This is a genomic window from Sphingomonas morindae (genome assembly GCF_023822065.1).
Classification (GTDB): domain Bacteria; phylum Pseudomonadota; class Alphaproteobacteria; order Sphingomonadales; family Sphingomonadaceae; genus Solisphingomonas; species Solisphingomonas morindae.
In genome coordinates, this window is sequence record NZ_CP084930.1 from 2,484,880 (window position 1) to 2,510,446 (window position 25,567).

The 25,567-nt window shown below is 71.1% G+C and carries 24 protein-coding genes and 1 tRNA gene; 12 read left to right on the forward strand and 13 right to left on the reverse strand.

Features of this window, described 5'->3' with window-relative positions:
- Positions 1–331 precede the first annotated feature (331 nt).
- Together LHA26_RS12160 and LHA26_RS12165 are read left to right on the forward strand one after the other, a co-directional pair.
- The gene (locus tag LHA26_RS12160) at positions 332–1,267 is read left to right on the forward strand and encodes a hypothetical protein (protein WP_252165869.1); all 936 of its coding nucleotides are present in this window, start codon (positions 332–334) and stop codon (positions 1,265–1,267) included.
- On the forward strand, positions 1,264–1,758 hold the full coding sequence (locus tag LHA26_RS12165; protein ID WP_252165870.1) for a DUF2141 domain-containing protein: 495 nt from the start codon (positions 1,264–1,266) through the stop codon (positions 1,756–1,758). The genes LHA26_RS12160 and LHA26_RS12165 overlap by 4 nt, the downstream gene beginning before the upstream one ends.
- Here the strand turns inward: LHA26_RS12165 and LHA26_RS12170 are convergent.
- Positions 1,716–2,351, reverse strand: coding sequence for an arylesterase (locus tag LHA26_RS12170; RefSeq protein ID WP_252168378.1), 636 nt, complete (start codon positions 2,349–2,351; stop codon positions 1,716–1,718). The two genes, LHA26_RS12165 and LHA26_RS12170, sit on opposite strands and share 43 nt — an antisense overlap.
- 56 nt (positions 2,352–2,407) lie before the next feature.
- On the opposite strand from LHA26_RS12170, the gene LHA26_RS12175 reads away from it, so the two are divergent.
- The gene (locus LHA26_RS12175; protein WP_252165871.1) at positions 2,408–3,136 is read left to right on the forward strand and encodes an ABC transporter ATP-binding protein; all 729 of its coding nucleotides are present in this window, start codon (positions 2,408–2,410) and stop codon (positions 3,134–3,136) included.
- Positions 3,133–5,613, forward strand: coding sequence for an ABC transporter permease (locus LHA26_RS12180; RefSeq protein ID WP_252165872.1), 2,481 nt, complete (start codon positions 3,133–3,135; stop codon positions 5,611–5,613). The genes LHA26_RS12175 and LHA26_RS12180 overlap by 4 nt, the downstream gene beginning before the upstream one ends.
- A 2-nt stretch (positions 5,614–5,615) precedes the next feature.
- Here the strand turns inward: LHA26_RS12180 and LHA26_RS12185 are convergent, their stop codons facing one another.
- The 3 genes from LHA26_RS12185 to LHA26_RS12195 are packed head-to-tail and all read right to left on the reverse strand — an operon-like array spanning position 5,616 to position 7,739.
- Positions 5,616–5,903, reverse strand: coding sequence for a DUF3325 family protein (locus tag LHA26_RS12185; RefSeq protein ID WP_252165873.1), 288 nt, complete (start codon positions 5,901–5,903; stop codon positions 5,616–5,618).
- On the reverse strand, positions 5,893–7,446 hold the full coding sequence (locus LHA26_RS12190; protein WP_252165874.1) for a PepSY-associated TM helix domain-containing protein: 1,554 nt from the start codon (positions 7,444–7,446) through the stop codon (positions 5,893–5,895). Before LHA26_RS12190 ends, LHA26_RS12185 begins: the two co-directional genes overlap by 11 nt.
- The gene (locus LHA26_RS12195; protein ID WP_252165875.1) at positions 7,443–7,739 is read right to left on the reverse strand and encodes an iron transporter; all 297 of its coding nucleotides are present in this window, start codon (positions 7,737–7,739) and stop codon (positions 7,443–7,445) included. The genes LHA26_RS12190 and LHA26_RS12195 overlap by 4 nt, the downstream gene beginning before the upstream one ends.
- Before the next feature lie 171 nt (positions 7,740–7,910).
- On the opposite strand from LHA26_RS12195, the gene LHA26_RS12200 reads away from it, so the two are divergent.
- Entirely contained in the window at positions 7,911–8,885 is a 975-nt protein-coding gene (locus LHA26_RS12200) for a methyltransferase (RefSeq protein WP_252165876.1), read from the forward strand.
- A 10-nt stretch (positions 8,886–8,895) separates the two neighbouring features.
- On the opposite strand, the gene LHA26_RS12205 is transcribed toward LHA26_RS12200, so the two are convergent.
- On the reverse strand, positions 8,896–10,845 hold the full coding sequence (locus LHA26_RS12205; RefSeq protein WP_252165877.1) for a hybrid sensor histidine kinase/response regulator: 1,950 nt from the start codon (positions 10,843–10,845) through the stop codon (positions 8,896–8,898).
- A gap of 192 nt (positions 10,846–11,037) precedes the next feature.
- Between LHA26_RS12205 and LHA26_RS12210 the strand changes: the two genes are divergently transcribed.
- Both LHA26_RS12210 and LHA26_RS12215 read left to right on the forward strand, forming a co-directional pair.
- Complete coding sequence (locus tag LHA26_RS12210; RefSeq protein WP_252165878.1) at positions 11,038–12,642, forward strand: inorganic phosphate transporter; 1,605 nt, start codon at positions 11,038–11,040, stop codon at positions 12,640–12,642.
- A 7-nt stretch (positions 12,643–12,649) separates the two neighbouring features.
- A complete protein-coding gene (locus LHA26_RS12215; RefSeq protein ID WP_252165879.1) occupies positions 12,650–13,651 on the forward strand; it encodes a CorA family divalent cation transporter in 1,002 nt (333 codons plus the stop codon).
- A gap of 63 nt (positions 13,652–13,714) precedes the next feature.
- Here the strand turns inward: LHA26_RS12215 and LHA26_RS12220 are convergent, their stop codons facing one another.
- Complete coding sequence (locus tag LHA26_RS12220; RefSeq protein WP_252165880.1) at positions 13,715–15,421, reverse strand: hypothetical protein; 1,707 nt, start codon at positions 15,419–15,421, stop codon at positions 13,715–13,717.
- Positions 15,422–15,860: 439 nt separating this feature from the next.
- Between LHA26_RS12220 and guaD the strand changes: the two genes are divergently transcribed.
- Positions 15,861–17,159: a guanine deaminase gene (gene guaD / locus LHA26_RS12225; protein WP_252165881.1), complete on the forward strand. Its 1,299-nt coding sequence runs from the start codon at positions 15,861–15,863 to the stop codon at positions 17,157–17,159.
- 96 nt (positions 17,160–17,255) lie between these two features.
- Complete coding sequence (locus tag LHA26_RS12230) at positions 17,256–17,576, forward strand: hypothetical protein (protein ID WP_252165882.1); 321 nt, start codon at positions 17,256–17,258, stop codon at positions 17,574–17,576.
- Between the two features lie 142 nt (positions 17,577–17,718).
- Here the strand turns inward: LHA26_RS12230 and LHA26_RS12235 are convergent.
- A tRNA-Ser gene (locus LHA26_RS12235) sits at positions 17,719–17,811 on the reverse strand.
- 168 nt (positions 17,812–17,979) lie between these two features.
- Here LHA26_RS12235 and LHA26_RS12240 point away from each other — a divergent pair.
- Together LHA26_RS12240 and LHA26_RS12245 are read left to right on the forward strand one after the other, a co-directional pair.
- Positions 17,980–18,705 (forward strand): DUF1134 domain-containing protein, encoded by a 726-nt coding sequence (locus LHA26_RS12240; RefSeq protein WP_437441213.1) that lies wholly within the window; start codon positions 17,980–17,982, stop codon positions 18,703–18,705.
- Positions 18,706–18,773: 68 nt separating this feature from the next.
- On the forward strand, positions 18,774–19,181 hold the full coding sequence (locus LHA26_RS12245) for a BLUF domain-containing protein (protein WP_252165883.1): 408 nt from the start codon (positions 18,774–18,776) through the stop codon (positions 19,179–19,181).
- Positions 19,182–19,212: 31 nt separating this feature from the next.
- Here LHA26_RS12245 and LHA26_RS12250 read toward each other — a convergent pair whose 3' ends face one another.
- The 6 genes from LHA26_RS12250 to miaA all read right to left on the reverse strand — a co-directional run bounded on the left by LHA26_RS12250 (position 19,213) and on the right by miaA (position 24,653).
- Positions 19,213–19,821: a YceI family protein gene (locus LHA26_RS12250; RefSeq protein WP_252165884.1), complete on the reverse strand. Its 609-nt coding sequence runs from the start codon at positions 19,819–19,821 to the stop codon at positions 19,213–19,215.
- Positions 19,822–19,922: 101 nt separating this feature from the next.
- Positions 19,923–20,942, reverse strand: coding sequence for a ketol-acid reductoisomerase (gene ilvC / locus LHA26_RS12255; RefSeq protein WP_252165885.1), 1,020 nt, complete (start codon positions 20,940–20,942; stop codon positions 19,923–19,925).
- A 92-nt stretch (positions 20,943–21,034) separates the two neighbouring features.
- Complete coding sequence (ilvN, locus tag LHA26_RS12260) at positions 21,035–21,550, reverse strand: acetolactate synthase small subunit (RefSeq protein ID WP_252165886.1); 516 nt, start codon at positions 21,548–21,550, stop codon at positions 21,035–21,037.
- A gap of 2 nt (positions 21,551–21,552) precedes the next feature.
- Positions 21,553–21,888, reverse strand: coding sequence for a hypothetical protein (locus LHA26_RS12265; protein WP_252165887.1), 336 nt, complete (start codon positions 21,886–21,888; stop codon positions 21,553–21,555).
- A complete protein-coding gene (ilvB, locus tag LHA26_RS12270; RefSeq protein ID WP_252165888.1) occupies positions 21,888–23,645 on the reverse strand; it encodes a biosynthetic-type acetolactate synthase large subunit in 1,758 nt (585 codons plus the stop codon). Before ilvB ends, LHA26_RS12265 begins: the two co-directional genes overlap by 1 nt.
- A 72-nt stretch (positions 23,646–23,717) precedes the next feature.
- Positions 23,718–24,653: a tRNA (adenosine(37)-N6)-dimethylallyltransferase MiaA gene (miaA, locus tag LHA26_RS12275; RefSeq protein ID WP_252165889.1), complete on the reverse strand. Its 936-nt coding sequence runs from the start codon at positions 24,651–24,653 to the stop codon at positions 23,718–23,720.
- Between miaA and serB the strand changes: the two genes are divergently transcribed.
- Positions 24,652–25,533 carry a phosphoserine phosphatase SerB gene (gene serB, locus LHA26_RS12280; protein ID WP_252165890.1) on the forward strand — a complete coding sequence of 294 codons (882 nt, stop codon included), beginning with the start codon at positions 24,652–24,654 and terminating at the stop codon, positions 25,531–25,533. The genes miaA and serB overlap by 2 nt on opposite strands.
- The last annotated feature ends 34 nt before the right edge of the window (positions 25,534–25,567 follow it).

Below are 25,567 nucleotides of genomic sequence, written 5' to 3' on the forward strand. Positions count from 1 at the left end.
TCTACACCTGCCCCATCACATGGCGCATATTATGTTTCGTTCATGCGACACGCTTCGCCACCCCGGCCCGGCGCCGCGCTGGCCCGCACGCTTCGGGGAAAGTGGCGCTTTCCGGCGGATTACGCGCCGGAAAGGTGATGCCGCGGTGCGGCCTTGGTCGACTTTTCCGTGCGGATCGGACACAGTAGCGGCGTCTGCCAGGCGAGTATGGACAGGTGGAGCAGGCCATGAGCGGGAAAGAGGCAAGCGCCGCAATCCGCATTAGTACGAGGGTGTGCGGGGGCCGCCCTTGTGCCACCCGTCGCGCGATCGTTTCGGGGGGGCGTGCCGCGTGAAGCTCGAGACCGTGTCCGCCCCGCTCGGCTCCGCCGCCGTCCCGGCGCCGATCGGCGTGCCGCTGGTGGAGCAGGCGCCCACCAGCTGGCGCCGCTGGCTGGCGCCGGCCCTGTCCACCGCCATCCTGATCGCGGCGCTGGCGCAGCTGCGCACGCTCGATTGGCGGGCGCTGATCGCGATGGTGCCCGCCTCGCCGCTCTTCTGGATCGTCTTCCTCGTCTCCTATCTGATCCCGCCCGCGTCGGAATGGGTGATCTTCCGCGCGCTCTGGGCGCTGCCCGGGCGCGGCTTCCTGGCGCTGCTGCGCAAGCGGCTGAGCAACGAGATCCTGCTCGGCTATTCGGGCGAGGTGTATTTCTACGGCTGGGCGCGGCGCAACGCGGCGCTGGTGGCGGCGCCGTTCGGCGCGGTGAAGGACGTCGCCATCCTCTCGGCCGCCACGGGCAATATCGTCACGCTGGTGCTGGTGGCGGCGAGCTGGCCGCTGCTGCGCGATCTCAATCTCGGGCTGAGCGCGCGGCTGATCGGCTATTCGGCGGCGGTGGTCACGGCCGGATCGCTGCTCACCATGGTGTTCCGCAAGAGCCTGCTGAGCCTGCCGCGGCGCGATCTGGTGATGATCGCGATCGTCCATCTCGCGCGGATCATCGCCACCACCGTGCTCACCGCCATCCTCTGGGCGCTGATCCTGCCGGCGGCGCCGCTGAGCTGGTGGCTGATGCTGGCGACGCTGCGCATGGTGGTGTCGCGGCTGCCGCTGCTGCCCAACAAGGATCTCGTCTTCGCCGGGCTCGCCGCCTTCCTGGTCGGGCACCGCGCGCAGGTGACCGAGCTGGTGTCGCTGCTCGCCGGGCTCACGCTCGCCACCCATGTGCTGCTCGGCGTCGGGCTCGGCGTAAGCGAGCTGGCGGGCGTGGAGAATCGCAGATGATCCCGGCGCTGCTGCTGGCCGCCGCCGCCGCCATGCCGCTGGGCGTGGCCGAGGGACGGTGCCGCGCGGACGAGCCCGGGCCGGCGCTGCTCATCACCGTCGAAGGGCTGAAGGACCGGCGCGGCGCGCTGCGCGCCGAACTCTATCCGGCGCGCGACGGCGATTTCCTCGCCGATGATTCGGTGCTGCTGCGCCAGGGCAAGAGCTTCCGCCGCGCGGTGGAGCCGGTGCCCGCGAGCGGCACGGTGCGGATCTGCCTGCGTGCGCCCGCGCCCGGCACCTATGCGCTGGCGGTGATCCATGATCGCCAGGATGGCGGCGCCTTCAGCCTGTTGCACGATGGCATCGGCTTTGCCGGCAACCCCCGGCTCGGCATGGCCAAGCCCAAGGCCGCCGAGGCGGCGATCACCGTGGGCGAGGGGCTGACGCCCACCGCCGTGGTGATGAACTATCGGCGCGGCCTGTTCAGCTTCGGCCCGATCGGCCGCTGATCGGCCAGCGCGGCGCGCACCGCCGGCAGCATCGCGCGGATATTGGCGGCCACGCCGGCGCGGTTGGGATGCAGCCCGTCCGCCTGGGTCAACGCCGGATGACCCGCCGAGGCGCGGATGAAAAAGGGATAGAAGGCCACGCCGTAGCGCCGCGCCAGCCGCGGGTAGAGCGCCTCGAAGCGCTGGCCATAGGCCGCGCCGAGATTGGGCGCCGCGCGCATGCCCGCCAGCAGCACGCGCAGATGCCGCCGCCGCAGTTCGGCGAGAATGGCATCGAGCTGCGCCTCGGTGGCGGTGGTCGGCAGGCCGCGCAGCATGTCGTTGGCGCCGAGCGCGACGATCACCAGATCGGGCGCCGCGCCGAGGCCGCGCAGGCCCCAGGCGAGGCGGGCGCGGCCCTGCGCCATGGTATCGCCCGATATGCCGCCATTGCGCACCGTGGCCGCCACGCCCTGCGCGCGCAGCGCCGCCTCGAGCTGGGCGGTGAAGCCCTCGGACGGCGGCAGGCCATAGCCCGCCGTCAGGCTGTCGCCAAAGGCCCAGATCAGCGGCGCGCCGGGGTTGGCCGACGCGGCCGTGGCGAGGCCGAGCATGGCGAGGTGGAGGAGGCCGCGATGGACAAGCCGCCGCCCAAGCCCATATGCCCTTGATGGTGCCACTGCCTTCCTCCGCCATCGCCCCGGCCGCCGCCGCCGATAGCATCGTCATCGATGCGCGCAACGTCACGCTCGCGCTGGGCCAGCCGCCCGCGCGCGTGGAGATCCTCCGGGGCGTGGACCTGCAGGTCCGCGCGGGCGAGACGGTGGCGCTGCTCGGCCCCTCGGGATCGGGCAAATCCTCGCTGATGGCGGTGCTCGCCGGGCTCGAGCGGCCGAGCGGCGGCACCGTCGCGGTCGCCGGCGAGGCGTTCGAGCGGCTCGACGAGGATCGGCTCGCGCGGGCGCGGCGCGGGCGGATCGGGCTGGTGCTCCAGGCCTTCCACCTGCTGCCGACGATGACGGCGCTGGAGAATGTCGCGGTGCCGCTGGAGCTGGCGGGCGTTCGCGACGCCTTCGCCCGCGCCGAGGCGGAGCTTGGCGCGGTCGGGCTGGGGCATCGCCTCGGCCATTATCCGGCGCAGCTGTCGGGCGGCGAGCAGCAGCGCGTGGCGATCGCGCGAGCGCTGGCGCCGCGCCCGATCCTGCTCTTCGCCGACGAGCCGACCGGCAATCTGGATGGCCGCACCGGCGCCGCGATCATGGACCTGCTGTTCAATCGGCATCGCGCCACCGGCGCCACCCTGTTCATCATCACCCATGATCCCGGCCTGGCGGCGCGCTGCGGCCGCATCATCGAATTCGCCGATGGCGCCATCATAAGCGATCGGGCGGCGGCGTGAGCCTCGCCTGGCGGCTGGCCCGGCGCGATCTGCGCGCCGCCGGGCGCGGGCTGTGGCTGCTCGCTTTGTGCCTCTTCCTCGGCACCGCCGCGCTGGCCGGCATCGGCAGCCTTTCCGCGAGCATCGAGGCCGCGCTCACCGCCGAGAGCCGGGCCATGCTGGGCGGCGACCTCGAGCTGCGCGTCTCGCAACGGCGCGCGACGGTGGAGGAGGGCGCGGCCTTCGCCGCGCGTGGCCGGGTTTCGGAAAGCATCGGCCTGCGCGCCATGCTGGGCCGGCCGGGCGGCGACTCCGTGCTGGCCAGCCTGCGCGCGGTGGATGGCGGCTGGCCGCTGGTGGGCGAGGCGCGGTTCGCGGGGCGGCGGCCGGGGCCGGACGAGGTGGCGGTGGCGCCCGCGCTGGCCGATCGGCTGGGGCTGCGGCTGGGCGATACGGTGGCGCTGGGCGCGGCGCGGCTGCGGCTGGTGGGGCTGATCCTTGACGCGCCCGATCGGCTGGGCGAGTTCGCCGGCTTCGGCCTGCCCGCGATGATCGATCTGCGCACCCTGGATCGCACCGCGCTGATCCAGCCCGGCAGCCTCTATGAAAGCCGCTACCGGCTGCTGCTGCCGCCCGGCGCCGATGCGGCGGCGATCGGCAAGGCGCTGGTGGCGCGGGCGCCGAGCGGCGGCTGGACGGCGCGCACCCCCGCCGACGCCGCCGCCACGCTCCGCCGCACCATCGCCGAGCTGGGCCAGTTCCTGCTGCTGATCGGGCTCGCCGCGCTGGCGATCGGCGGGGTTGGCGTGGGCAGCGGCGTTTCCGCCTATCTCGCCGAGAAGACGCGCATGGTGGCGATGCTCAAGGTGCTGGGCGCGCGCGCATCGACGATCGCGCAGCTGTTCCTGATCGAGCTTGGCCTGGTCGCGCTGGGCGGGATCGGCGCCGGGCTGGCGGCGGGCGCGGCGCTGCCACTGCTGGTGGCGCGGTTGGCGGGCGCGGCGTTGCCGATTGCGCCCCGGCTCGGCCTCTATCCCGCGCCGCTGGCGGTGGCGGCGGGGCTGAGCCTGCTCGCCGCGCTGCTGTTCGCGCTGCCGGCGCTGGCGCGCGCGCGGGCGGTGCCGGCGGCGGCGCTGCTGCGCGATCAGCTGGCGCCGGCGCGGCGGCCCGGCCTGCGGCTCGCGCTGGCGATGGCCGCGACGCTGATCGCCATCCTCGCTCTGGCGGTGGCGAGCGCCAGCGATCGCGTGCTGGCGGCCGAGTTTCTGGGGGCGACGGCGGCGCTGCTGCTGCTGCTCTGGCTGCTCGGCCTGGGGCTGCGCACGCTGCTCCGGCGGCTGCCGCGCGCGCGCCATCCGCTGGTGCGGCTGGCGCTGACCAATCTTCACCGGCCCGGCGCGCAGACCGATCGGCTGGTGGTGGCGCTGGGGCTTGGCTATGCGCTGTTCGTGGCGCTGGCGGGGATCGACACCAGCCTGTCGGCGGAGCTGGCCGGCGTCGCGCCGGCGCGCGCGCCGCGCTTCTTCGCGATCGATCTCCAGCCCGAGGATCGCGGCACGTTCCTGCGCGCGGTGCGCGGCGTGGCGCCGGGCGCGCGGATCGAGGCGGTGCCGTCGCTGCGCGGCGCGATCGTGGCGCTGAACGGCCGGCGCGTCGCGGCGATGCGGACGCTGCCCGAAGGCGCCTGGATCCTGCGCGGCGACCGCACGCTCACCTGGTCCGCCACGGTGCCGCCGCGCAATCGGGTGGTGGCGGGGCAATGGTGGCCGGCCGGCTATCGCGGGCCGCCGCTCGTCTCGATGGAGGATAAGGCGGCGCGGCTGCTCGGCCTCAAGGTGGGCGACACGCTCACCGTGGCGGTGCTGGGCGTCGAGGTGCCGGCGCGGATCGCCGCGTTGCGCGCGATCGACTGGAGCGGCATGGGGCTCAATTTCGCGCTCGTCTTCTCGCCCGGCTATATCGAGGAGGCGCCGCACGCCCTGCTCGCCAGCGTCTATGCGCCGGCCGATCGCGACGGCGCGATCGGGCGGGCGGTGGCGCGCGTCCTGCCTTCGGTCACGCTGGTGCGCACCGGCGACATTCTCGGCACGATCGGCGATCTCACCCGGCGCATGGCGCTGGCGGTGCGGCTGGCGGCGGCGGTGACGGTGGCGGCCGGGCTGGCGGTGCTGACCGGCGCGATCGCCGCCTCGGCGCGCGCGCGCCGCCGCGATGCGGTGGTGCTCAAGCTGCTCGGCGGCCGCGTGCGGCAGGTGCTGGCGGTGCAGGCGCTGGAATATGGGCTGCTCGCGCTGCTGCTGGCGGCGGTGGCGCTGGCGGTGGGGCTGGGCGCGGGATGGCTGGTCGTCACCCGCGTGCTCGCGATCGGCTGGGCGCCCGACGCGCTGGTGATCGCGCGCACGCTCGCGGCGGCGATGCTCGTCACGCTGGGCGTCGGCGTGCTCGGCACCTGGCCGGTGCTGCGGGCCCGGGCCGCCGAGGGGTTGCGCAGCGGCTGAGTTCAGCCCGCGCGGCGGGTGAAGAGGCGGGCGGGCGCGAGTGCCCAGCGCGGCCGGGCGGACAGCAGCAGCGTGCAGGCGAGCGCGGCGAGGCTGAGCGCGATCGCCCAAGCGATCACCCCTTCCGCCCAGCCCCGCCGCGCCACCGCATCGGCGAGCGCGAGCGTGATCCACAGCCAGCCCCAGCGCCGCGCCGCGCCGGGCGCGCGGCGATGGCCGCGATGGCGGTGCGAATCGGCGGCGAGACAGGCGAAGCCGAGATAGGCCAGCGGCAGCAGCTCAGTCGGCATGGACAAGGCTTTTCGCGGCGGCGGCGGCGGTCGTGCGCGGGCGGGGCGGACGGCGCGCGGCGGATCGGGCGACCTTGCGGCTGGCCAGCGCGAACAGCGCGGCGAAGCCGATCATCAGCCCGTCCACGCTCACGAACAGCCAGTCCCCCGCGCGCAGCGCCGGCACCAGGCCGCGGGTCGTGCAGAGCGCGCTCGCCACCGGCACCGCGCCCGCGATCACCGCCCCCGCCGCCAGCACCTCGCGCCAGGCGCGGCGCGCCGGGCGGAGACAGGCATAGGCCGCCAGCACCGCCCAGCTGCCGAGCCAGACACGCACCTCGAGATCGGCGCGGCCGGCGAGCGCGGCGGGCAGCAGCCGGTTGGCGAGCAGATAGGCCGCCATGCTGGCCGGAAGCGCGGCCACGGTGGCGATGTTGAGCCGCTCCACCAGCGCGCGGCCCGGCCCCGGCGCCACGCGCTTGGCGGTCCAGAGCAGCAGCCCGGTGCCGACCATGGTGGTGCCCGCAAGCCCCAGCGCGAACAGCGCCCAGCGCAGCGCCGGGCCCGCGAAGCCGGCGATATGGAGGCCGAGCAGCGTGCCCGCCGTGCGCGCGGCGGGGCCGGGCGCGGGCGTCGCCGCGATCAGCCGGCCCGTGGTGCCTGAAAAGACGATCGCGCCGCCCTGCGCGTCGAACCGACCCGCCGTGGCGGCGCGCAGCGTGATGGTGGCGCCGGCGTCGCCGGGGTTGCGCACCGCCACCTGCCCGATCTCGCCACCCTGCCAAAGCGCCTCGGCGCGCGCGATCAGCGGGCCGACCGGCACCAACGGCGCCTGCGCCCCGCTGCGCGGCGCCGTCGCCTCCGGTCCGTAGAGAAGGGCGGCGAAGGCGGCGGGATCGCGGTAGTTGGCGGCGATCGGCCAGGGCATGTAGAGCGTCGCCAGCGTGATCAGCCCGGTATAGGTGATGAGCGCGTGGTAGGGCAGAGCCAGCACCGCCGAGACATTGTGCGCGTCCAGCCAGCTGCGCTGCCCCTTGCGCCAGCGCAGCGTGAAGAAATCGGCGAAGATGCGCTTGTGCGTGATGACGCCGGACAGGATCGCCGCAAACATCGCCATCGCGCACAGGCCGGCCAGCCAGCGTCCCCAGGGATAGGGCAGCTGCAGCTCGAAATGGAAACGGTAGAAAGTCTCGCCGCCATAGGTGGCGCGCGCGCGAAGCGGGGCGCCGCTGGCGGGATCGAGCATTTCGGGCGGCCGGAAGCGGGCGGGTTGTCCGGCGCGGGGCGGCACATAGCTGTAGGCCATGGTCACCGGGCTGCGCGCGTCGGGCAGCATCAGCGTCCATTGCTCGTCATCGGGCGCGACCGCCCGCATATGATCGATCGCAGCCTGCGCGGCGCGCGCGGCGGCGACCGGACGCGCCGCGAGTTCGGGCTGCATCCAGCGCGTGATCTCGGGACGGAAATAGCTGGCCGTGCCGGTGAGGAACATGGCGAAGAGCAGCCAGCCGGCGATCAGCCCCAGCCAGCCATGCGCCCAGGCCATGGCGCGCCGCACGCTCACGGCCGCACGCCCAGCAGCCAGGCGCCGCCGCCCGCCACCAGCGCCAGCGTCCAGATCGCCGCCATCGCGCGTCGCGGCTTGGCGCTCCCCAGGACCCAGAGCAGCAGCCCGGCATAAAGCGGGAAGGCGAGCAGCATCGCCCAGATCACGGCCTCGGCGCGTGGCAGCGGTGCCACACGCGCGGCGAGCGCGGCGAGCCCCGAAGCGGCCGCATAGCCGCCCGCCACCGCCGTGAACCAGCGCAGCGCCATCTCCGCCTTTGCCGTGGTGCCGCCCGCGATCCTGCCCGTCATGTCCCTGTCGTGCCGTGGTTCTGATTGCGAGCGGGCATACTGCGAGTCACTCGCACTCGCAATCGCTACCTCGCCATGGCGGATGGCGAGAGGGCGGGCGCGTCGGCGCGCCGATCGCCAACTTCGCCTTCAAGACGCTGAACAACAACGGATTTCAGAGGTTCTGCCGGGATGGACCTCGCCCTCGCTTCCGCGCCTCGCGACTCGCTCACCCCGGAGGACGCGGCGCTGGTCGCGCTGCTCCGTCATCTCGAGGCGACGGGCTATGCCTTCGTCACCCCGACCCCGGCCACGCACCAGCGCGTCGTGGCGCGGGCGGATCGGGCGCAGGCGCGCGATCTCGCGGACGCGCTCGGCTGGTCGCTGCCCTTTGCGCGCGGCACGCTCGATGCCACGGTGGAGGCGCTGCTCGCCCGCGCCGCCATGCTCGCGCCCGAGCCCGACGGGCGGGTGCGCGCGCGCGTCCGCGTGTCGCGGCTCGGACACGATCTCTTCCTCCACTCGGCCTATCCGACTTTGGCCGAGGATGCGGTCTTCTTCGGGCCCGATAGCTACCGCTTCGCCGATCTGATCCGCGACGAGCTGCGCCACTGCCCGCGCACCCAGGGCGGGGTGGCGGTGGATATCGGCGCCGGCTCCGGCGTGGGCGGGCTGGTGGCGGCGCGCGCCTGCCCGGGGCTGCGGCTGCATCTGCTCGATATCAACCCCGAAGCGCTCCGCTTCGCGCGCATCAACGCCGCCGCCGCCGGCGTCGCGGCGGCGCTGCATTGCGGCGGCGACCTGGCCGGGATCGACGGCCCGATCGACATCGCGCTCGCCAACCCGCCCTACATCATGGACACGCATGCGCGCGCCTATCGCGACGGCGGCGGCATGCATGGCGGCGAGGTGGCGCTCGCCATGGCGCGCGATGCGCTCGGCCGGCTCGCGCCCGAGGGCCGGCTGATCCTCTATACGGGCAGCGCCATCGTGCGCGGCGCCGACGCGCTGCGCGAGGCGCTGGCGGATGCGGCGGCGGCGGCCGGGGCGAGGCTGCGCTACCGCGAGATCGATCCCGATATTTTCGGCGAGGAGCTGGAAACGCCGGCCTATGCCGATGTCGATCGGATCGCGCTGGTCGCCGCCATTTTCGAGCGCGCGGGCTGATTCGCGCGGCTCAGCGCCGCACCCGCGCCAGCGCGTCCATCAGCTCATGGCCGCGAAAGGGCTTGGCGATGTGGATCACATCCTCGGGCAGCTCGTCCAGCGCCGAGACATAGCCCGTCACCAGCAGCACCGGCAGATCGGGATGCAAGCCGCGCGCGGCCTGGATGAGATCGGCGCCGGAGCGTCCGGGCATGACGAAATCGGTGATCACGGCATCGAAGCGCGCGCCCCCGGCCAGCGCCGCCATCGCCTCGTCCACCGAGGCGACCTCCACCACCTGCTGGTTGTGCTCGCTCAGTATCTCGGCGGTGGCGCGGCGCACGCGCGGATCGTCGTCGACCAGCAGGATGCGGCCGGGGGGCAGTCGCGGCGGCTCCGCCGGCGCGCCCGCGCGCGGCGTGGTGGCGACGGCGGCGGCGGCGGAGCGGGGCAGCACGATGCTGGCGGCGGTGCCCTGACCGGGCGCGCTGACCAGCCGCAAGGCGCCGCCGGACTGGGCGGCGAAGCCATGGACCATCGACAGGCCGAGCCCGGTGCCCTTCTCCACCGGCTTGGTGGTGAAGAAGGGATCGATCGCCTGCTTGAGCGTCGCCTCGTCCATGCCGGTGCCGGTGTCGCTCACCGTCACCCGCAGATAATCGCCCGGCGGCAGGCCGGCGATATCCTCCTCCCCCGCCGGCTCGGCGGTGATGCGGATCGCGCCGCCCGCGGGCATGGCATCGCGTGCGTTGATGGCGAGGTTGACGATGGCAAGCTCGAGCTGGGCGGGATCGACCAGCACCGGCGGCAGCCAGTCGCGCACCTGGATATCGAGCGCGATGCTGGGCGTGAGCGAGCGCGCGATGAGATCGGACAGGCCCCGGATCAGCGCGGCGAGATCCACCGGCTCGGGCGAGAGCGTCTGGCGCCGCGAGAAGGCGAGCAGCCGGCCGAGCAGCGTCTTGGCGCGCTCGGCGCTGGCGAGCGCCGAGTCGACATAATGGAGCGCCTTGGGATCATCGATCACGCGCCGCCGCAGCAGATCGAGACCGCCCATGATGGGCGTGAGGAGATTGTTGAAATCATGCGCCACGCCGCCGGTGAGCCGGCCCAGCGCCTCCATCCGCTGGCTTTGCAGCGCGGCCGCTTCCTGATGCTGGTAGAGCCGCATCTCGCCCACCAGCAGGCGCGCCAGCACCACGAAGAGCAGTGCGCAGGCGAGCGTGGCGAGCACCAGCAGCAGCACCGCGTTGCGGATCGGGCGCGACAGGAGCTGCGCCGGCGTGGAGATGCGGACCGACCAGCCGCTGCTCGGCACGCGCACCCAGGTCTCGATCGGGCGCGGGCCGCGATCGGCGGCGGGCGGGCTGCCGGCGCTGGCGACCTCATGCCCCGCCTGGTCGATCAGCGCCGCGCGCCAGCCATCGGGAAGCGGCTGAAAGCGCAGCAGCCGCGCCATCTCGCCGCTGGCGATGACCGCCGACACGACATAGCGGATCCGGCCCTCGCGAATCACCGGCGCGCGCACCGCGAAGGCCGGGCCTTGCACGCGCAGCGCGGCGATGCCGATCGTCGGCCGCCCCGTCGCCACCGCGCGGCGCAGGCTTTCCGGCTCCTCCACCGGGCCGCCCTGCCGCCCGCCCAGCGGCAGCGGCATGTCCACCAGCCGCATGCCCTCGGGCGTCGCGATCGAGATGGTGCGCCAGGTGGGCTGATGCGCGACGATGCGGCCCGCGACGACGCGGAAGCGCGCCGCGTCGAGCGCGCCGTCCAGCGCCGGGCTCTGCGCGATCATCTGCACCGCGTGCATCGTGTCGTCGAGCCGGGATTCGACCAGCGCCGCCGCGAAGCGCGCATCGGTCTGGGCGCGTTCCTCTACCGCCACGCGCTGGTCGCGCAGCGTGATGACGCCGAAAATCGCGCCGAGAGCGACGATCGGAAGCAAGCCGGAGGTAGCGAGCAGCGTAAGCGATCGGCGCACCGGCAATTTCGATCCCTTTTTCTTTGAGATTACTCTGAAACGCTTGGATCCGCCAGCGGCCCGGCGGGGCGAAAGGGTTCAAAACGGACCGGCCCCGCCGTCGGTGCCGCCTCTGCGCCGCTTCCGGCGGAGATCGTCTCCATCCTGTCACTCGGCCGGGTTAACCTGTTTGAAACATGAGGAGTTGATCGGATGGCAAGCATAGCGGAAGGGGTGAGGCGAAGCGCCGCGCCCGATCTCGACAAAGGGCTCGGGCGGCCGGGCGTGTGGGGGTTCGGCCTTGCGGTGGCGGGGGCGATCGCCTTCGTGGCGTGGAGCATCTATCACGATGCCGCGCAGGCCGGCGTCCATGCCACGGCCATCCTGCCGTTCGCGATGCTCTTCCTGGCGCTGCTCATCGCGCTCGCCTTCGAGTTCGTGAACGGGTTTCACGACACCGCCAATGCCGTGGCGACGGTGATCTACACCCATTCGCTGCCCGCGCACCTCGCCGTCGTCTGGTCGGGCTTCTTCAACTTCCTCGGCGTGCTGCTGTCGAGCGGGGCGGTGGCCTTCAGCGTGGTGTCGCTGCTGCCGGTGGAACTGATCCTCAAGGTCGGCTCCGATGCCGGCTTCGCCATGGTGTTCGCGCTGCTCTTCGCCGCGATCATCTGGAACCTCGCCACCTGGTATTGGGGCATCCCCAATTCCAGCTCGCACACGCTGGTCGGCTCGATCATCGGCGTCGGGCTGTGCAACGCGCTGCTCCACGGCCGCGCCGGCACCACGGGGGTGGATTGGACCCAGGCACGCAGCATCGGTTATGCGCTGCTGCTCTCGCCCGCGCTGGGCTTCATCCTGTCCGCGCTGCTGTTCCTGGCGCTGCGGCTGGTGGTGCGCAACGAGGCCCTGTTCCGCGAGCCCGATCAGGCCGGCCCGCCGCCCTGGTGGATCCGCGGCCTGCTGATCTTCACCTGCACCGGCGTCAGCTTCGCGCATGGCTCCAACGACGGCCAGAAGGGCATGGGGCTGATCATGCTGATCCTGATCGGCACGGTGCCGACCGCCTATGCGCTCAACCGCGCCGTCCCCGCGCAATATGAGCAGCAATTCCACGCCGGCTCGCGCAGCGCCGTGGCGGCGCTGCACCAGGTGGATGGCGGCGCGGCGGCGCCGGCCGATGCGCGCGGCGTGGTCGTCGCCTATCTCGCCGACCGCAAGGCGACGCCCGCGACCGTTCCCGCGCTGGGCGTGCTGGTGCAGGAAATCGATCATCAGGTTGCGGAATACGGTTCCTTGCGGCAGGTACCGGCGGCTGCCTCTAAGAATATGCGCAACGACATGTATCTGGCCTCGGAAGCGATCAAGCACCTGACCGGCGGGGATCATCCCCGCATCACGGGCGCCCCGGCGGGGCCGCTCGGCGCCTATAAGGGCCTGCTCGACAAGGCGACCCGCTTCATCCCGACCTGGGTCAAGATGGCGGTGGCGCTGGCGCTCGGGCTGGGCACCATGGTCGGCTGGAAGCGGATCGTCGTCACCGTGGGCGAGCGCATCGGCAAGTCGCACCTCACCTATGCGCAGGGCGCCTCGGCCGAGCTGGTGGCTATGGCGACGATCGGCCTGGCGGATGGCTTCGGCATGCCGGTGTCCACCACCCATGTCCTCTCCTCGGGCGTCGCCGGCACGATGGCGGCGAGTCGGGCGGGATTGCAGATGGCGACGGTGCGCAACCTCGTCGCCGCCTGGCTGGTGACGCTGCCGGTGGCGATGCTGCTGGCCGGCACGCTCTTCTTCCTCTTCTCGCGGCTGATCTGAGGGCGCTTTGGACGAAGGGCGGACCGCCACGCCGCGGGAGACGGTCCGCCAGCCCGGCCTGATCTGGTGCTATGAGAAGCCGGCGGCCGGGCCCGCCCGGCTGGGCGAGACGCTGGCGCCCGAAGGCTGCGCCTTCCGCTGGCTTCACCTCAACCTCTCAGACCAGCGCAGCCTGCGCTGGCTGGAGGAGGGGGCCGGTCTGCCGCTGGGGGTGCGCGCGCTGCTGCTCTCGCGCGAGCCGCACCAGCGGTTCGTCGTCGATGGCGACGCGGTCGGGCTGATCCTGCAGGATTATGAGCGCGATTTCGATCCGACCATGATCGGCCGGATCGGCAGCCTCCATGTCGCGCTGCGACCCGGGCTGGTGATCACCGGCCGCTACCGGCCGCTCCACAGCGCCGATCTGTTCCGCAACCGGCTGGAGGCGGGGCAGCCTGTCGAGGAGACCGCGGCGGCGCTGACGCTGCTGCTGGCGACGCTGATTGACAGCCTCGCCGCGCTGGTGCTCGATCTCTCTACCGATATGCTCGAGGTCGAGGAGGCGCTGCTCACGCATGACGAGGCGCCCGACATTGGCGAGCTGGTCGGCGCGCGGCGGCGGAGCGCGCAGCTCCACCGGATGATCGGCGGCATGCGCGTGATGCTGCAGCGGCTCGAGCGCCATCCGCGCCTGCCCCCCGCGCTCGCCGAAGCGGCGGTGGCGGTGCTGCCGCGGCTCGGCGCGCTGGATGGCGATATCGTCTCGGTGCAGAACCAGTTGAAGCTGCTGCGCGACGAGCTGGATCTGCAGGCGGCGCAGCGCACCAACGCCAATATCTACCTGCTCTCCATGCTCACCGCGCTGATGATGCCGGCGACGCTGGTCACGGGCTTTTTCGGCATGAACACCGGCGCCTTGCCCTTCGCCCATGGCGAGCATGGCACGGTAATGGCGGCGCTGGTGATGCTCATCTCGGCCGGGGCCACCTATCTGCTGCTGCGCATGATGGGCCTGGCGCGCCGCCAATAGGGCACAAAAAACCCCGGCATCCGATGGATGCCGGGGCCTTTCGCGCCCGTTCGGCCGCGAGGCTCAGAACGGATAGTAGCGGAAGGAGAGGAAGCCGATATTCTGGGTGGCGCGCGGCGCGAAGCCGAGCCCGTTGGCGCCGAGCCCGTCGAAGGATTCGCGCCGGGTGAGGCTGTACTGCGCGCCGACCTGCGCGCGGCCGAACGAGCCCTGATACAGCTTCTGCCAGAAACCGAAGGTGATCTGCTTGATCGCCCGGGTGTTGCCGTTGCAGACGCCCGAACCCTCGGTGTAGCAGCCATAGTTGGTGTAGAGCGGGTTGCCATAGCCATAGAGCTGGCCCGCCGCCGTGGTGAAGTAGCGGCCCTTCGAGATTTCCTCGCCCGCGAAGCCGTAGATGTCGAGCATCTTGGTGGCGTGCAGCGTGGCGCCGGCGAGCAGCATATATTCGCGGATCGCCGAGATGCGGCCATCGGGGCCGAAGGTCACGTCCGGGAGCTGCGAGGTGCCGTAGCGGCCCACGCCCTTGCCGTAGAGGCCCGAGAATTGGGCATCGAGCACGCCCGGCACGAGCTGCGCGACGATGCCGCCGCCGACGCCCCAGCCGGTCACATCCTGGTTGGAGCCGCTCACGCGATCGTAGAAGTCGCGATAGATGCCGAAGCCCTCGAGATGGACGCCATGGCCGCCGAGCGAGGCCTCATAGGCGATCTTGCCGATCACGTCGGGGACATGGTTCAGCGAGAAATTGTTGTTCGGGTCGAAGCCCGAGCCGCCGGCGATATTGTTGGTCAGGCTGGCCGGTAGCGGCGCGGCGGTGCCGTTGCTGCCCACCATGGCGCCCTGGCCGGTGCCGTTGGTGAAGAAGGTGGTCTGCGGGTTCTCGACCGCGACGGCGAGCCACAGATGCTTGTCGAGCAGATCGGCGGTCAGGCGCACGCCGGGCTGGCGGGTCCAGACGAAGCCCGGAACATATTGGGCGTCGATCTGCGGCGGCGTCAGCTCGTTGCGCGGCGTGATGCCCTTGCTGTTCATCGTCGCCAGCGACCAGTTCTGGCCGGCGAGGAAGTGCAGGCCATTGCCGTTGGCGAGGCGCCAGTCGACCGTGCCGTACAGGTTGCGGATGCGCGGGTTGAACGAGTTCGATTCGTTCGAGTTGGCGGTGCGCGCCGCGCCCTGGAAATCGAACTCGCCATACATGGCGAGATGGACGCGCTTGTTGGCGTCGCCCTCGGCGAGCAGCGAGACGCGGCTCTGGCGGGCGGTGAAGCGCGCCTCCTGCGTATAGCCCGTCCGCGTGTTCGGATAGGGAATCGAATTGAAGCCCGTGGCGATGTCGTTCGCCATCTGGTGCTGGCGGTAGATGCCCGCGAGTTCGAGGAAGCCGCCGGGCGTGATGGTGATGCCCTTGAAGGCGAACTTGTCGGGATGCTCGACCTTGTCGACCCGCTTGGAGATTTCCGCCTGCTGCTGCGCCACCTGGGTGACGCTGGTCTGGACCTGCGCCTGCTGCGCCTGGATGGCGCTCTGCACCTGGGCCTGCTGCGCCTCGACCTGCGACTGGGTCGCGGCCTGCTGCGTGGCCTGGCCGTCGAGCCGCGTCTGCAGCGCTTCGACCTGCGCGCGCAGCGCGCGGACCTGATCCATCAGCTCGCGCGTGGTGGCCGACGAGCCGCCGCTGGCGCGGTGCTTGGGCGCCGCGACGGCGGCGTTGGCGGACATGAGCGCCATGGTGGCGGCACCCGCAAGTACCCAGCTTCGCACAGACATGTGTAGACCCCTTATCCCCGACTTGTGGTTTATCCTGCGTCGTGCTCGCTAGATATGCGCCGTGACGGTTCGGTTACAGGCGAGACACACGGAGTGCGAACTCTGACGCGCCGTTCATGCGGGCGGGCTGGTGTGGAGGGGCCGGCGGGTTTAGCGATGGCCGCGAAACCCCGGTTGCCGGCATATTTCGCCGCAGACTGGCTTTGATCAAACATGACAAAGAGTTAATCAAGCCGATGACGAAGATCCCGCGTTCCGTGCCGCGCCGCTCGGCGCATTTGCCGCGCGCAGCAGCCCGCTTGGGTGCGGCGGACTTGATCCGTCGCCTCCTGGCGCCGCCCAGACACGGGCTCCGGTGGCCCGCGCGGACCATGTGCGGACCGATCATGCAGCTTCGCACCGCCAGGGGCCGGACCGCAGTCCGCCGGGCCGCGCGCGCATGAGCCGCCACGGCTTTCGCGGCGAGATCCTGTCGGTCCCGCGCGATCCCCTGCGCCATGACGATGCGATCCGCCATCTCGCCGATGGCCTGCTGGTGGTGGAGGGGGGCCGCGTCTGCGCGATCGGCCCCTATGCGACGCTCGCCCCGCGCTTCGCCGGGCTGACGATCGAGCCGCTGGCCGGGCTGATCGTGCCGGGCTTTGTCGACACCCATGTCCATTATCCGCAACTCGGCGCCATCGCCGCGCATGGCGGCCAGCTGCTCGAATGGCTGGAGCGCCATATCTTTCCGGCCGAAGCGGCGTTCGCCGATCCCGACCATGCCGCCCGCATGGCGCGGCTTTTCTGCGATGCGCTCTTGCGTCATGGCACCACCAGCGCGCTCGTCTTCGCCACCGTGCATCCGGGCTCGGTGGAGGCGCTGTTCCGCGAGGCGCTCGCCCGCGACATGCGGCTCATCGCCGGCAAGGTGCTGATGGACCTCGGCCCGGATGGCCTGCGCGACGGGGCGGAGAGCGGCCTTGCCGAGAGCGCGGCGCTGATCGCGCGCTGGCGCGGGCGCGGCCGGCTTGGCTATGCGGTGACGCCGCGCTTCGCGCTCACCTCCAGCCCGGATCAGCTCACAGGCGCCGGCGCGCTGCTCGCGCGGCACCCGGACATTCTGCTCCACACCCATATCGCCGAGAACAGGGCCGAGATCGACGCGGTCGCCGCCGCCTTTCCCCAGGATCGGGATTATCTCGCCGTTTATGAGCGGTTCGGGCTGGTCGGCCCGCGTTCGGTGTTCGCGCATGGCGTCCACCTGGCGCCGGACGCCATGGCTCGGCTCGCCGCCGCCGGCAGCGGCATCGCCTTCTGCCCCTCGTCCAACCTGTTCCTGGGATCGGGCCTGTTCGACCTGGCGGCGGCCGATGCGGCGGGCGTGCGGGTGGGGCTGGGCAGCGACATCGGAGCGGGGACGAGCCTGTCGATGCTCGCCACCTGCGGCGAGGCCTATAAGATCGGCCAGCTGCGCGGCGACACGCTCGATCCATTCCGGGCCCTGTACCTCGCCACGGCGGGCGGCGCCGCGCTGCTCGGCCTGGAGGATCGGATCGGTGGCCTGCGGCCCGGCCAGGACGCCGATTTCGTCCAGCTCGATCCCGCCGCGACGCCGCTGCTGGCGCTGCGCACCGCCGGCCGGCCGCTGGCCGAGCGACTCTTCGCGCTGCACGTGCTCGGCGATGATCGCGCCGTCGCCGCCACCTTCCTCGCCGGCCGCCGCGCCGCGACGCGCGAGACCGGCGCGTTCCGCTAGACGCGGGCCGCAGGCTGTGTGCGGAGACGGGCGCATCGATCACTCGACAGGATGCGGTCTCTGCGGTCATGCTGCCGGCAGCAGGGAGGAAGGCGCATGGGTGACATGGTGATCGTGGCCTATCGGCCGAAGCCGGGCAAGGAGGAGGCGCTACTGGCGCTCACCCGCGCGCATGTGCCCGAGCTACGCCGGCTCGGCCTCGCCACCGACCGGGCGGCCCTCGCGAAGCGGTCCAAGGAGGGGATCATCCTCGAGGTGTTCGAGTGGCGGGAGGGCGCCATCGACGCGGCCCACAGCAATCCGGACGTGCTGGCCATGTGGGAACGCTATGCGGCCGTCTGCGACTATGTGCCGCTCCAGACGCTGCCCGAGGCGCGCGACATGTTCGCCCAGTTCGAGCCGCTCGAGCTGGGCTAAGCCGCCGGCGCGGGATCCCAATGGCGATCCTCGGCGGCACGGCGGCTGCCGCCGCCTTCGTCCGCGATCGGCGCGGGCGCGGCGCCGCTTGGCATAGGCCGACCGATGCGGGCTGGAGATCAGAAGCTTGGGGGACGCGGCCTGGCGGAGACGGAGGGATTCGAACCCTCGGTAGGAGTAATCCCCCTACGGCGGTTTAGCAAACCGCTGGTTTCAGCCACTCACCCACGTCTCCGGGCCGGCGTTGGGCGGCTATAGCGATGGCGGGTGCGGGTGACAATGGCCGATCGCATGGCTCGTTCGATCGGATCGGCCGGGGGTGTTCATTGCGTCGCAAGGCCATTCCCGCTTAAACCGGAGCGAGGCCGGCGAGGCCGGACGTGGGCGAGGGAAGAGCGTGGCGGTGCAGCGGATCGGGATCGGTATCGGGTTGGCGGCGCTGGTGGCGGCGCCGGGCATGGCGCAGGTGCGCACCGTCGATCCCTCGTCGCCGCAGGTCCGCTCCGATCTCGCGCCGCCGGGATCGGGCCAGCCGGAGACATCGGGCGAGACGCCGCCGCCGCCGCCCGCTCCGGCGGCCGCCGCGCCCCCGGGCAGCGACATGGCGGCGCCGCCCGCCACCGCCGCCTCGCGCGCGCCCGACACGCAGACCTATCAGGAAGGCGATGTGCTGGATGCCGCCGAGGGCGTGTTCGGCAAGGGCGCCGAGGGGCTCGCCAAGATGATCGAGCGGGTGCTGCGCGATCAGGGCCGGCCCACCGCCTATATCGCCGGGCGGGAGGCGAGCGCGGCCTTCGCGGTGGGGCTGCGCTATGGATCGGGCGTGCTGCACCACAAGATCGAGGGCGATCGCCCGGTCTATTGGACGGGGCCGTCGCTCGGCTTCGATATCGGCGGCAATGCCTCCAAGACCTTCGTGCTGGTGTATAATCTCTATGACAGCCAGGATCTCTACCACCGCTTCCCGGCGGCGGAGGGCACGGCCTATCTGATCGGCGGCTTCACCGCGAGCTATCTGCGGCGTGGCGACGTGGTGCTGATCCCGATCCGGCTCGGGGTCGGCTGGCGGCTCGGCGCCAATGTCGGCTATATGAAATTCACCGACAAATCGCGCTGGCTGCCCTTTTGAGGGCGTGCGTTAAACAGTGCTAAAGCATTGAATGGGAGAGGATACGCACCTGTACGGAGTGTGCGTGGATGATCCGGCTTACCTATATCAGCACCGCTCGGCGCGGGATCGAACCGGCCGAGATCGAAGCCATTCTGGCGGCCTCGCGGCGCAACAATCGCCGCGACGGCATCACCGGCATGTTGTTGTTCGACGGCCTGCGCTTCCTCCAGGCGCTGGAGGGGCCGCCGGGAGCGGTGGTGGAGGCCTATGCGCGGATCCGCGCCGATGCGCGCCATCGCGCGTGCGTCCAGCTGCATAGCGACACCATCGCCAGCCGCGCCTTCGGCGCATGGGACATGGCGTGGCAGGCGATCGGCTCGGTGATCCCGCGCGAACAATTGGCCGAACAGGTGGACGCCATGGTCGCCGCGGTCGAGGATAAGACGGTGCGCGCGCTGTTCACCAGCTTCGCACGGGTCGAGCGCGCCGCCTGAGCGACGGCGCGCCCGCGCCCCGGGCCGTGGCTCAGCCCGCCTTCTCGAAGGCGCCGGCGATGGTCAGCTCGACATGGTCGGAGACGACCGGCACATATTTCGCCACGCCGAAGTCGCTGCGGTTGAACCCCAGCCGGCCGTCAAAGCCGATCGTCTGCGCCTTGGACATGGGGTTGGTGCCGGCGCCGTGGAAATGCACCATCATCGTCGCCGGCTTGGTGACGCCATGCAGCGTCAGCGTGCCCTCGACGCGCGCGGTGTTGTTGGGGCCGGGATTGATCTTGGTCGAGACGAAGCTCGCCTGCGGATAACGCTGCGCGTCGAGCCAATCCGACGAGACCAGCTCCTCGTCGAGCTTGGCGGAGGTCGTCTTCACCGAGGCGGTCGGCACCGTCACCGAAAGCGCGGTCTTGGCGATGTCGGCGGGGTCGAGCGTCAGCGAGCCCGACGCGCCCGAAAAGACGCCCCGGAAGATCGAGAAGCCCATATGATCGACCGCGAAGACGATCTGGGTGTGGCCGGGCTCGACCTTGTAGGTGCCGGCCGTCACCGCCTTGGTATCGGGCGACCCCGGGATCGGGGCCTGGGCGGTGGCGGCGCCGGCGATCAGCAGCGCGGCGAACAGGGGCAGGGGGCGCATCATCATCTCCTTGGGCGAAGATGAGCATCGTGCCGATGCGCCCGCCAACCGCAAGCCGCGAATGTTCGGACGCGGCTTTTCAACCGCGTCGAACAGTGGCCTCAGTTCTTCTCCTTATCGACCAGCTTGCCCGCGCCGATCCACGGCATCATCGCACGCAGCCGCGCGCCGACCTGCTCGATCGGATGCTCGGCGGCGAGCTTGCGGCTAGCTTTCAGCTCCGGCTGGCCGGCGCGGTTGTCGAGCACGAAATTCTTCACGAAGCGGCCCTGTTGAATATCGGCCAGCACGCGCTTCATCTCGGCCTTGGTATCCGCGGTGATGATCCGCGGGCCGGTGGTGATGTCGCCATATTCGGCGGTGTTGGAGATGGAGTAGCGCATATTGGCGATGCCGCCCTCATACATGAGGTCGACGATCAGCTTCACCTCGTGCAGGCACTCGAAATAGGCCATTTCGGGCGCGTAGCCGGCTTCCACCAGCGTCTCGAACCCGGCCTGGATGAGGTGGCTGAGGCCGCCGCACAGCACCGCCTGCTCGCCGAACAGATCGGTCTCGCATTCCTCCTTGAAGCTCGTCTCGATCACGCCGGAGCGGCCGCCGCCGATCGCCGAGGCGTAGGACAGAGCGACATCATGCGCATTGCCCGACGCATCCTGATGGATGGCGATGAGGCACGGCACGCCGCCGCCGCGCACATATTCGCTGCGCACCGTATGGCCGGGGCCCTTGGGCGCGATCATGAACACGTCCAGCCCGGCACGCGGCTCGATCAGCCCGAAATGCACGTTGAGGCCATGGGCGAAGGCGATCGCGGCGCCGTCGCGGATGTGCGGCGCGATATCGTCGGCATAGATCTGCGCCTGATGCTCGTCGGGCGCGAGGATCATCACGATATCCGCCCAGGCGGCGGCCTCGGCGGTGGTCATCACGCGGAAGCCGGCGCCTTCGGCCTTGCGCGCGGTGGCCGATCCCGCCCGCAGCGCGATGACCACCTCGCCCACGCCCGAATCGCGCAGATTCTGCGCATGCGCGTGGCCTTGGCTGCCATAGCCGACGATCGCGACCTTCTTGGTCTTGATCAGGCCGGTATCGGCATCGGAATCATAATAGACGCGCATCTCGGTCCCCTTGTGGCGCGGCCGGCCGCCAACCGGCGGCCGGGTGGAAAAAGGCCCGCGGCGCGGGCTTTGGGTGGAAAGTTCAGACGGCCTCAGACCGCCTCGCGACCGCGCGCGATCGCGGCGACGCCGGTGCGGGCGACCTCGACCAGCCCGACCTCGCGCATCAGCTCGCAGAATTTGTCGACCTTCTCGGGCGTGCCCGTGACTTCGAAGACAAAGCTCGCGATCGTCGCATCGACCACGCGCGCGCGATAGACCTCGGCCAGGCGCAGCGCCTCGATCCGGTGCTCGCCCGTGCCCTGCACCTTGACCAGCGCCAGCTCGCGCTCGACATGCGGGCCAAGCTCGGTGAGATCGGTGACGCGATGCACCGGCACCAGCCGATCGAGCTGGGCGATGATCTGGTCGATCACCGCCGGCGGCCCGTTGGTGACGATGGTGATGCGGCTGACGGCATGGTCCTCGGTGATGTCGGCCACCGTCAGGCTGGCGATGTTGTAGCCGCGCGCGGTGAACATGCCGGCGATGCGGGCGAGGATGCCGGCCTCGTTGTCGACGACGATGGAAAGCGTGTGCCGCTCGGCGGCCTGCGGGGTGATATACATGGTCAGCCGTCCATCGGTTCGAGCAGGACATTGCCGACCATGGCGAAATGCCAATAGGCGCGGCCATCCTCGTCGATGCGGGGATGCGAGATGTTGACGGCGGTGAAGCCGAAACCGTCGAACACCTTCACGAGCGTCTCGCCGACATAGCGCGCCGACAGGCGCACTTTTTCGAAACTCTCCTCGCCCAGCCGCGCCGGGCGATCGAGATGAAGCACCCAATAGGGAAAGGCCGGCGTCGCCTGCGCTGTCCAGCCGCGTATGTCGCTCTCGCCGCCATTATAGCGGGCGAAATCGAAGGGCTCGGCCACGTGCACGATCAATCGCGTATGCGCCATCACACCAGCGCCTTCGCCTCGTCGCTCGCCTCGCCGATCACTTCCTCGGCGTGGAGGATCATCTCGGTATGGGCGGCGCCGCTCGGGATCATGGGGAAGCAATTGGCGAGCTGCGCGACGCGGCAATCCACCATCACCGGGCCGGGCGTGTTCAGCATCGTGTCGATGCCCGCATCCAGCGCGTCCAGCGCTTCGATGCGGAGCCCCGTCCAGCCAAAGGCATCGGCCAGGCGCACGAAATCGGGCAGCGATTCCGAATAGCTTTCGGAATAGCGGCTGGCATAGATCAGCTCCTGCCACTGCCGCACCATCCCCATATATTGATTGTTGAGGATGAAGATCTTGATGGGCAGCCGATATTGCGTGGCGGTCGTCATCTCCTGGATGTTCATCAGCACCGAGGCATCGCCCGAGACGCCGATCACCAGCCGATCGGGATTGCCGACCTGCGCGCCGACCGCGGCGGGCAGGCCGTAGCCCATGGTGCCGAGCCCGCCGCTGGTGAGCCAGCGGTTCGGCCCCTCGAAGCCGAAATGCTGCGCGGCCCACATCTGGTGCTGGCCGACCTCGGTGGTGACGATGGGATCGAGATGGCGCGTTGCCGCATAGAGGCGGCGGATCGCCTCCTGCGGCATGATCTCATGCTCGGCGGCGGGAAAGCCGAGCGAGTTGCGCGCCCGCCAGCCATCGATCCGCGCCCACCATTCGCCCAGATCCGCCATGCGGTGGCCGCGCGCGTCCCATTCGGCGATCATCGCTTCGATCGCCACGCCCGCATCGCCGATCACCGGCAGATCGACCCGGACATTCTTGTTGATCGAGGAGCGGTCGATATCGACATGGATCTTGCGCGCGCCCGGGGCGAAGGCGTCCAGCCGTCCGGTCACCCGGTCGTCGAAACGCGCGCCCAGGCAGAGGATGAGATCGGCCTGGTTCATCGCCATATTGGCCTCGAACGTGCCGTGCATGCCCAGCATGCCGAGCCAGGCCGGCCCGCTCGACGGATAGGCGCCCAGCCCCATCAGCGTGGAGGTGACGGGCGCGCCCAGCCGCTGCTGCAGCGCGCGGAGCGCGGCCGAGGCCTGCGGCCCCGCATTGATGATCCCGCCACCCGTGTAGAGCACCGGGCGCCTGGCCTCCGCCAGCATCGCCACCGCCGCTGCGATCGCCTGGGGATCGGGCTCGCTTTGGGGACGATAGGTCTTGTGGCGCAGCGGCCCGGTCGGGCGGGTGTAGCGGCCGGCGGCGATCTGCACATCCTTGGGCAGATCGATCACGACGGGCCCGGGCCGGCCCGAGGTGGCGATGTGAAAGGCCTCATGCACCACCGCCCCGACCTCGGCCGGATCCTTCACCAGATAATTATGCTTGGTGCAGTGGCGCGTGATGCCCACCGTGTCCGCCTCCTGAAAGGCGTCGGTGCCGATCAGATGGGTCGGCACCTGGCCGGTGATGCAGACCAGCGGGATCGAATCCATCAGCGCGTCGGCGAGGCCGGTGACGACGTTGGTCGCCCCGGGCCCGGAGGTGACGAGCACCACGCCCGGCTTGCCGGTGGAGCGGGCATAGCCTTCGGCGGCATGGGCGGCCCCGCCTTCCTGCCGAACCAGCACGTGGCGGATGCGCTTCTGCTTGAACAGCGCATCATAGATGGGAAGCACGGCGCCGCCGGGATAGCCGAACACGACCTCCACCCCGAGATCGCACAGGGCCTCGACCAGAATCTCCGCGCCGCTCTTCTCGATCACCGTCGTCATGGGTCCGTCCGTAGCATATCAGCCGCCATGCCGGGCAGGGGGCGGCGGAGCAGGGCAGCTACTGGCAACAAACTAGCGTGTCAACCCATCAACAAGTAATCTTGTTGCGAATTCCTTAGCCTGGGAATCACTTAGTTGCTCGGTGCGCGGCCATTCGGCCGGGCTTTGGTGGCGGAACCAGGTGCGTTGCCGCTTGGCGTAGCGCCGGCTCGCCGCCTGGGCGGACGCCACCGCCGTCGCCCGATAGATCCGGCCGGCGCGCCAGGCGGCGATCTCCGCCACGCCGATCGCGCGCATCGCGGGCAGCGCCGGATCGAGCCCGCGCGCCACCAGCGCCTCCACCTCGGCGACCGCGCCCTCGGCGAGCATGGCCTCGAACCGCCGGTCGATGCGCGCCGCCAGCGCCTTCGCCTCGGGCAGCAGCAGCAGCGGCACCAGCCGCACCGCCCCGCCGATCCCGCCGACGCGATGCGCCTGCCAATCGGCCAAGGAGCGGCCGCTGCTCCGCACCACCTCCAGCGCACGGGCGAGGCGGCTCGTGTCGCTCGGGCGCAGCCGCGCGGCGACGCCCGGATCCTCGCTGAGCAGCGCGGCGTGCAGCGCGGGGGCGTCGAGCGCGCGCACCGCCGCGCGGATCGCCGGGTCGATCTCCGGCACCGGGGCGATGCCGTCGATCAGGGTGCGCAGATAGAGGCCGGTGCCGCCGACCAGCAGCGGTACGCCGCCTTGCGCGTGGACGGCGGCGATGGCGGCGCGCGCTTCCTCCGCCCAGGCGGCGACATTGTGCGCGACCGCGGCATCGATATGGCCGAACAGGCGGTGCGGCACGGCCGCTTCCTCGGCGGCGCTGGGGCGGGCGGTGAGGATGCGCAGATCGCGATACACCTGGCTCGCATCGGCGTTGATGATGGTGGCGCCGGTCCGCTCCGCCACGCGAAGCGCAAGACCGGTCTTGCCGCTCGCCGTCGGCCCTGCGATGAGGCCCAGCGGCGGGAGATCAGGGTTCATGTTCACGGCCACGCTGATAGCAGCCGGCGCGCTGGGGCGCGGCGAAATTTCCACGGCGTCGGACGCGCTGGCTGCGGCCGGCTGCGTACCGGAGGCGCCGCACTGGCTGGATGCGGGCGATGCCTGCGATCTCGGCTTCACGGGCGATGCCGGCGCCGCGCGCGCCGCGCTGGAGGCGGCGCTGCCGGCGGTGGACAGCGTGGTGCAGCCGCGCGTGGGCCGGGCCAAGGCGCTGCTCGTGGCCGATATGGATTCGACGATGATCACCGTCGAGTGCATCGACGAGCTTGCCGATTTCGCGGGGATCAAGGCGCAGGTCGCCGCCGTCACCGAGGCCGCCATGCGGGGCGAGCTGGATTTCGGCGCGGCGCTGGATGCGCGCGTGGCGCTGCTGCGCGGGCTGCCCGCCACCGCGATCGATCGCTGTCGCGCGGAGCGGGTGCGGCTGATGCCGGGCGCGCGCACGCTGGTGCGCACCATGCGCGCGCGGGGCGCACGGAGCGTGCTGGTGTCGGGCGGCTTCACCGTCTTTGCCGAGCCCGTCGCCGCCGAGATCGGCTTCGATCATGTCATCGCCAACCGGCTCGGCATAGAGGATGGCGTGCTGGACGGGCGCGTCGCCCGGCCGATCGTCGATGCCGCGACCAAGCTCGAGACGATCGTGGCCGAGCGCACGGCGCTGGGCCTGCCCGCCGGCGCCACGCTGGCGGTGGGGGACGGCGCCAACGATATTCCGATGATCCAGGCCGCCGGGCTGGGCGTCGCCTATCACGCCAAGCCGCGCACCGCCGCCGCCGCTCAGGCGCGCATCGCTTATGGCGATCTCACCGCCTTGCTCTGGGCGCAGGGCTTGGCGCGGCGGGAGTGGGTGCAGGCGTGATCCGCGCCCGGCGCATGCCGATCGAATAGCTGCG

Coding starts and splice junctions, on each gene's coding strand:
- LHA26_RS12195 (WP_252165875.1), bottom strand. CDS start 7,739: ATGACGGGCAGGATCGCGGGCGGCACCACGGCAAAGGCGGAGATGGCG.
- LHA26_RS12175 (WP_252165871.1), top strand. CDS start 2,408: ATGGTGCCACTGCCTTCCTCCGCCATCGCCCCGGCCGCCGCCGCCGAT.
- LHA26_RS12170 (WP_252168378.1), bottom strand. CDS start 2,351: ATGCTCGGCCTCGCCACGGCCGCGTCGGCCAACCCCGGCGCGCCGCTG.
- LHA26_RS12265 (WP_252165887.1), bottom strand. CDS start 21,888: ATGGCGCATACGCGATTGATCGTGCACGTGGCCGAGCCCTTCGATTTC.
- LHA26_RS12165 (WP_252165870.1), top strand. CDS start 1,264: ATGATCCCGGCGCTGCTGCTGGCCGCCGCCGCCGCCATGCCGCTGGGC.
- LHA26_RS12245 (WP_252165883.1), top strand. CDS start 18,774: ATGATCCGGCTTACCTATATCAGCACCGCTCGGCGCGGGATCGAACCG.
- miaA (WP_252165889.1), bottom strand. CDS start 24,653: ATGAACCCTGATCTCCCGCCGCTGGGCCTCATCGCAGGGCCGACGGCG.
- LHA26_RS12230 (WP_252165882.1), top strand. CDS start 17,256: ATGGGTGACATGGTGATCGTGGCCTATCGGCCGAAGCCGGGCAAGGAG.
- ilvB (WP_252165888.1), bottom strand. CDS start 23,645: ATGACGACGGTGATCGAGAAGAGCGGCGCGGAGATTCTGGTCGAGGCC.
- LHA26_RS12220 (WP_252165880.1), bottom strand. CDS start 15,421: ATGTCTGTGCGAAGCTGGGTACTTGCGGGTGCCGCCACCATGGCGCTC.
- LHA26_RS12185 (WP_252165873.1), bottom strand. CDS start 5,903: ATGCCGACTGAGCTGCTGCCGCTGGCCTATCTCGGCTTCGCCTGTCTC.
- LHA26_RS12210 (WP_252165878.1), top strand. CDS start 11,038: ATGGCAAGCATAGCGGAAGGGGTGAGGCGAAGCGCCGCGCCCGATCTC.
- ilvC (WP_252165885.1), bottom strand. CDS start 20,942: ATGCGCGTCTATTATGATTCCGATGCCGATACCGGCCTGATCAAGACC.
- guaD (WP_252165881.1), top strand. CDS start 15,861: ATGAGCCGCCACGGCTTTCGCGGCGAGATCCTGTCGGTCCCGCGCGAT.
- serB (WP_252165890.1), top strand. CDS start 24,652: ATGTTCACGGCCACGCTGATAGCAGCCGGCGCGCTGGGGCGCGGCGAA.
- ilvN (WP_252165886.1), bottom strand. CDS start 21,550: ATGTATATCACCCCGCAGGCCGCCGAGCGGCACACGCTTTCCATCGTC.
- LHA26_RS12250 (WP_252165884.1), bottom strand. CDS start 19,821: ATGCGCCCCCTGCCCCTGTTCGCCGCGCTGCTGATCGCCGGCGCCGCC.
- LHA26_RS12200 (WP_252165876.1), top strand. CDS start 7,911: ATGGACCTCGCCCTCGCTTCCGCGCCTCGCGACTCGCTCACCCCGGAG.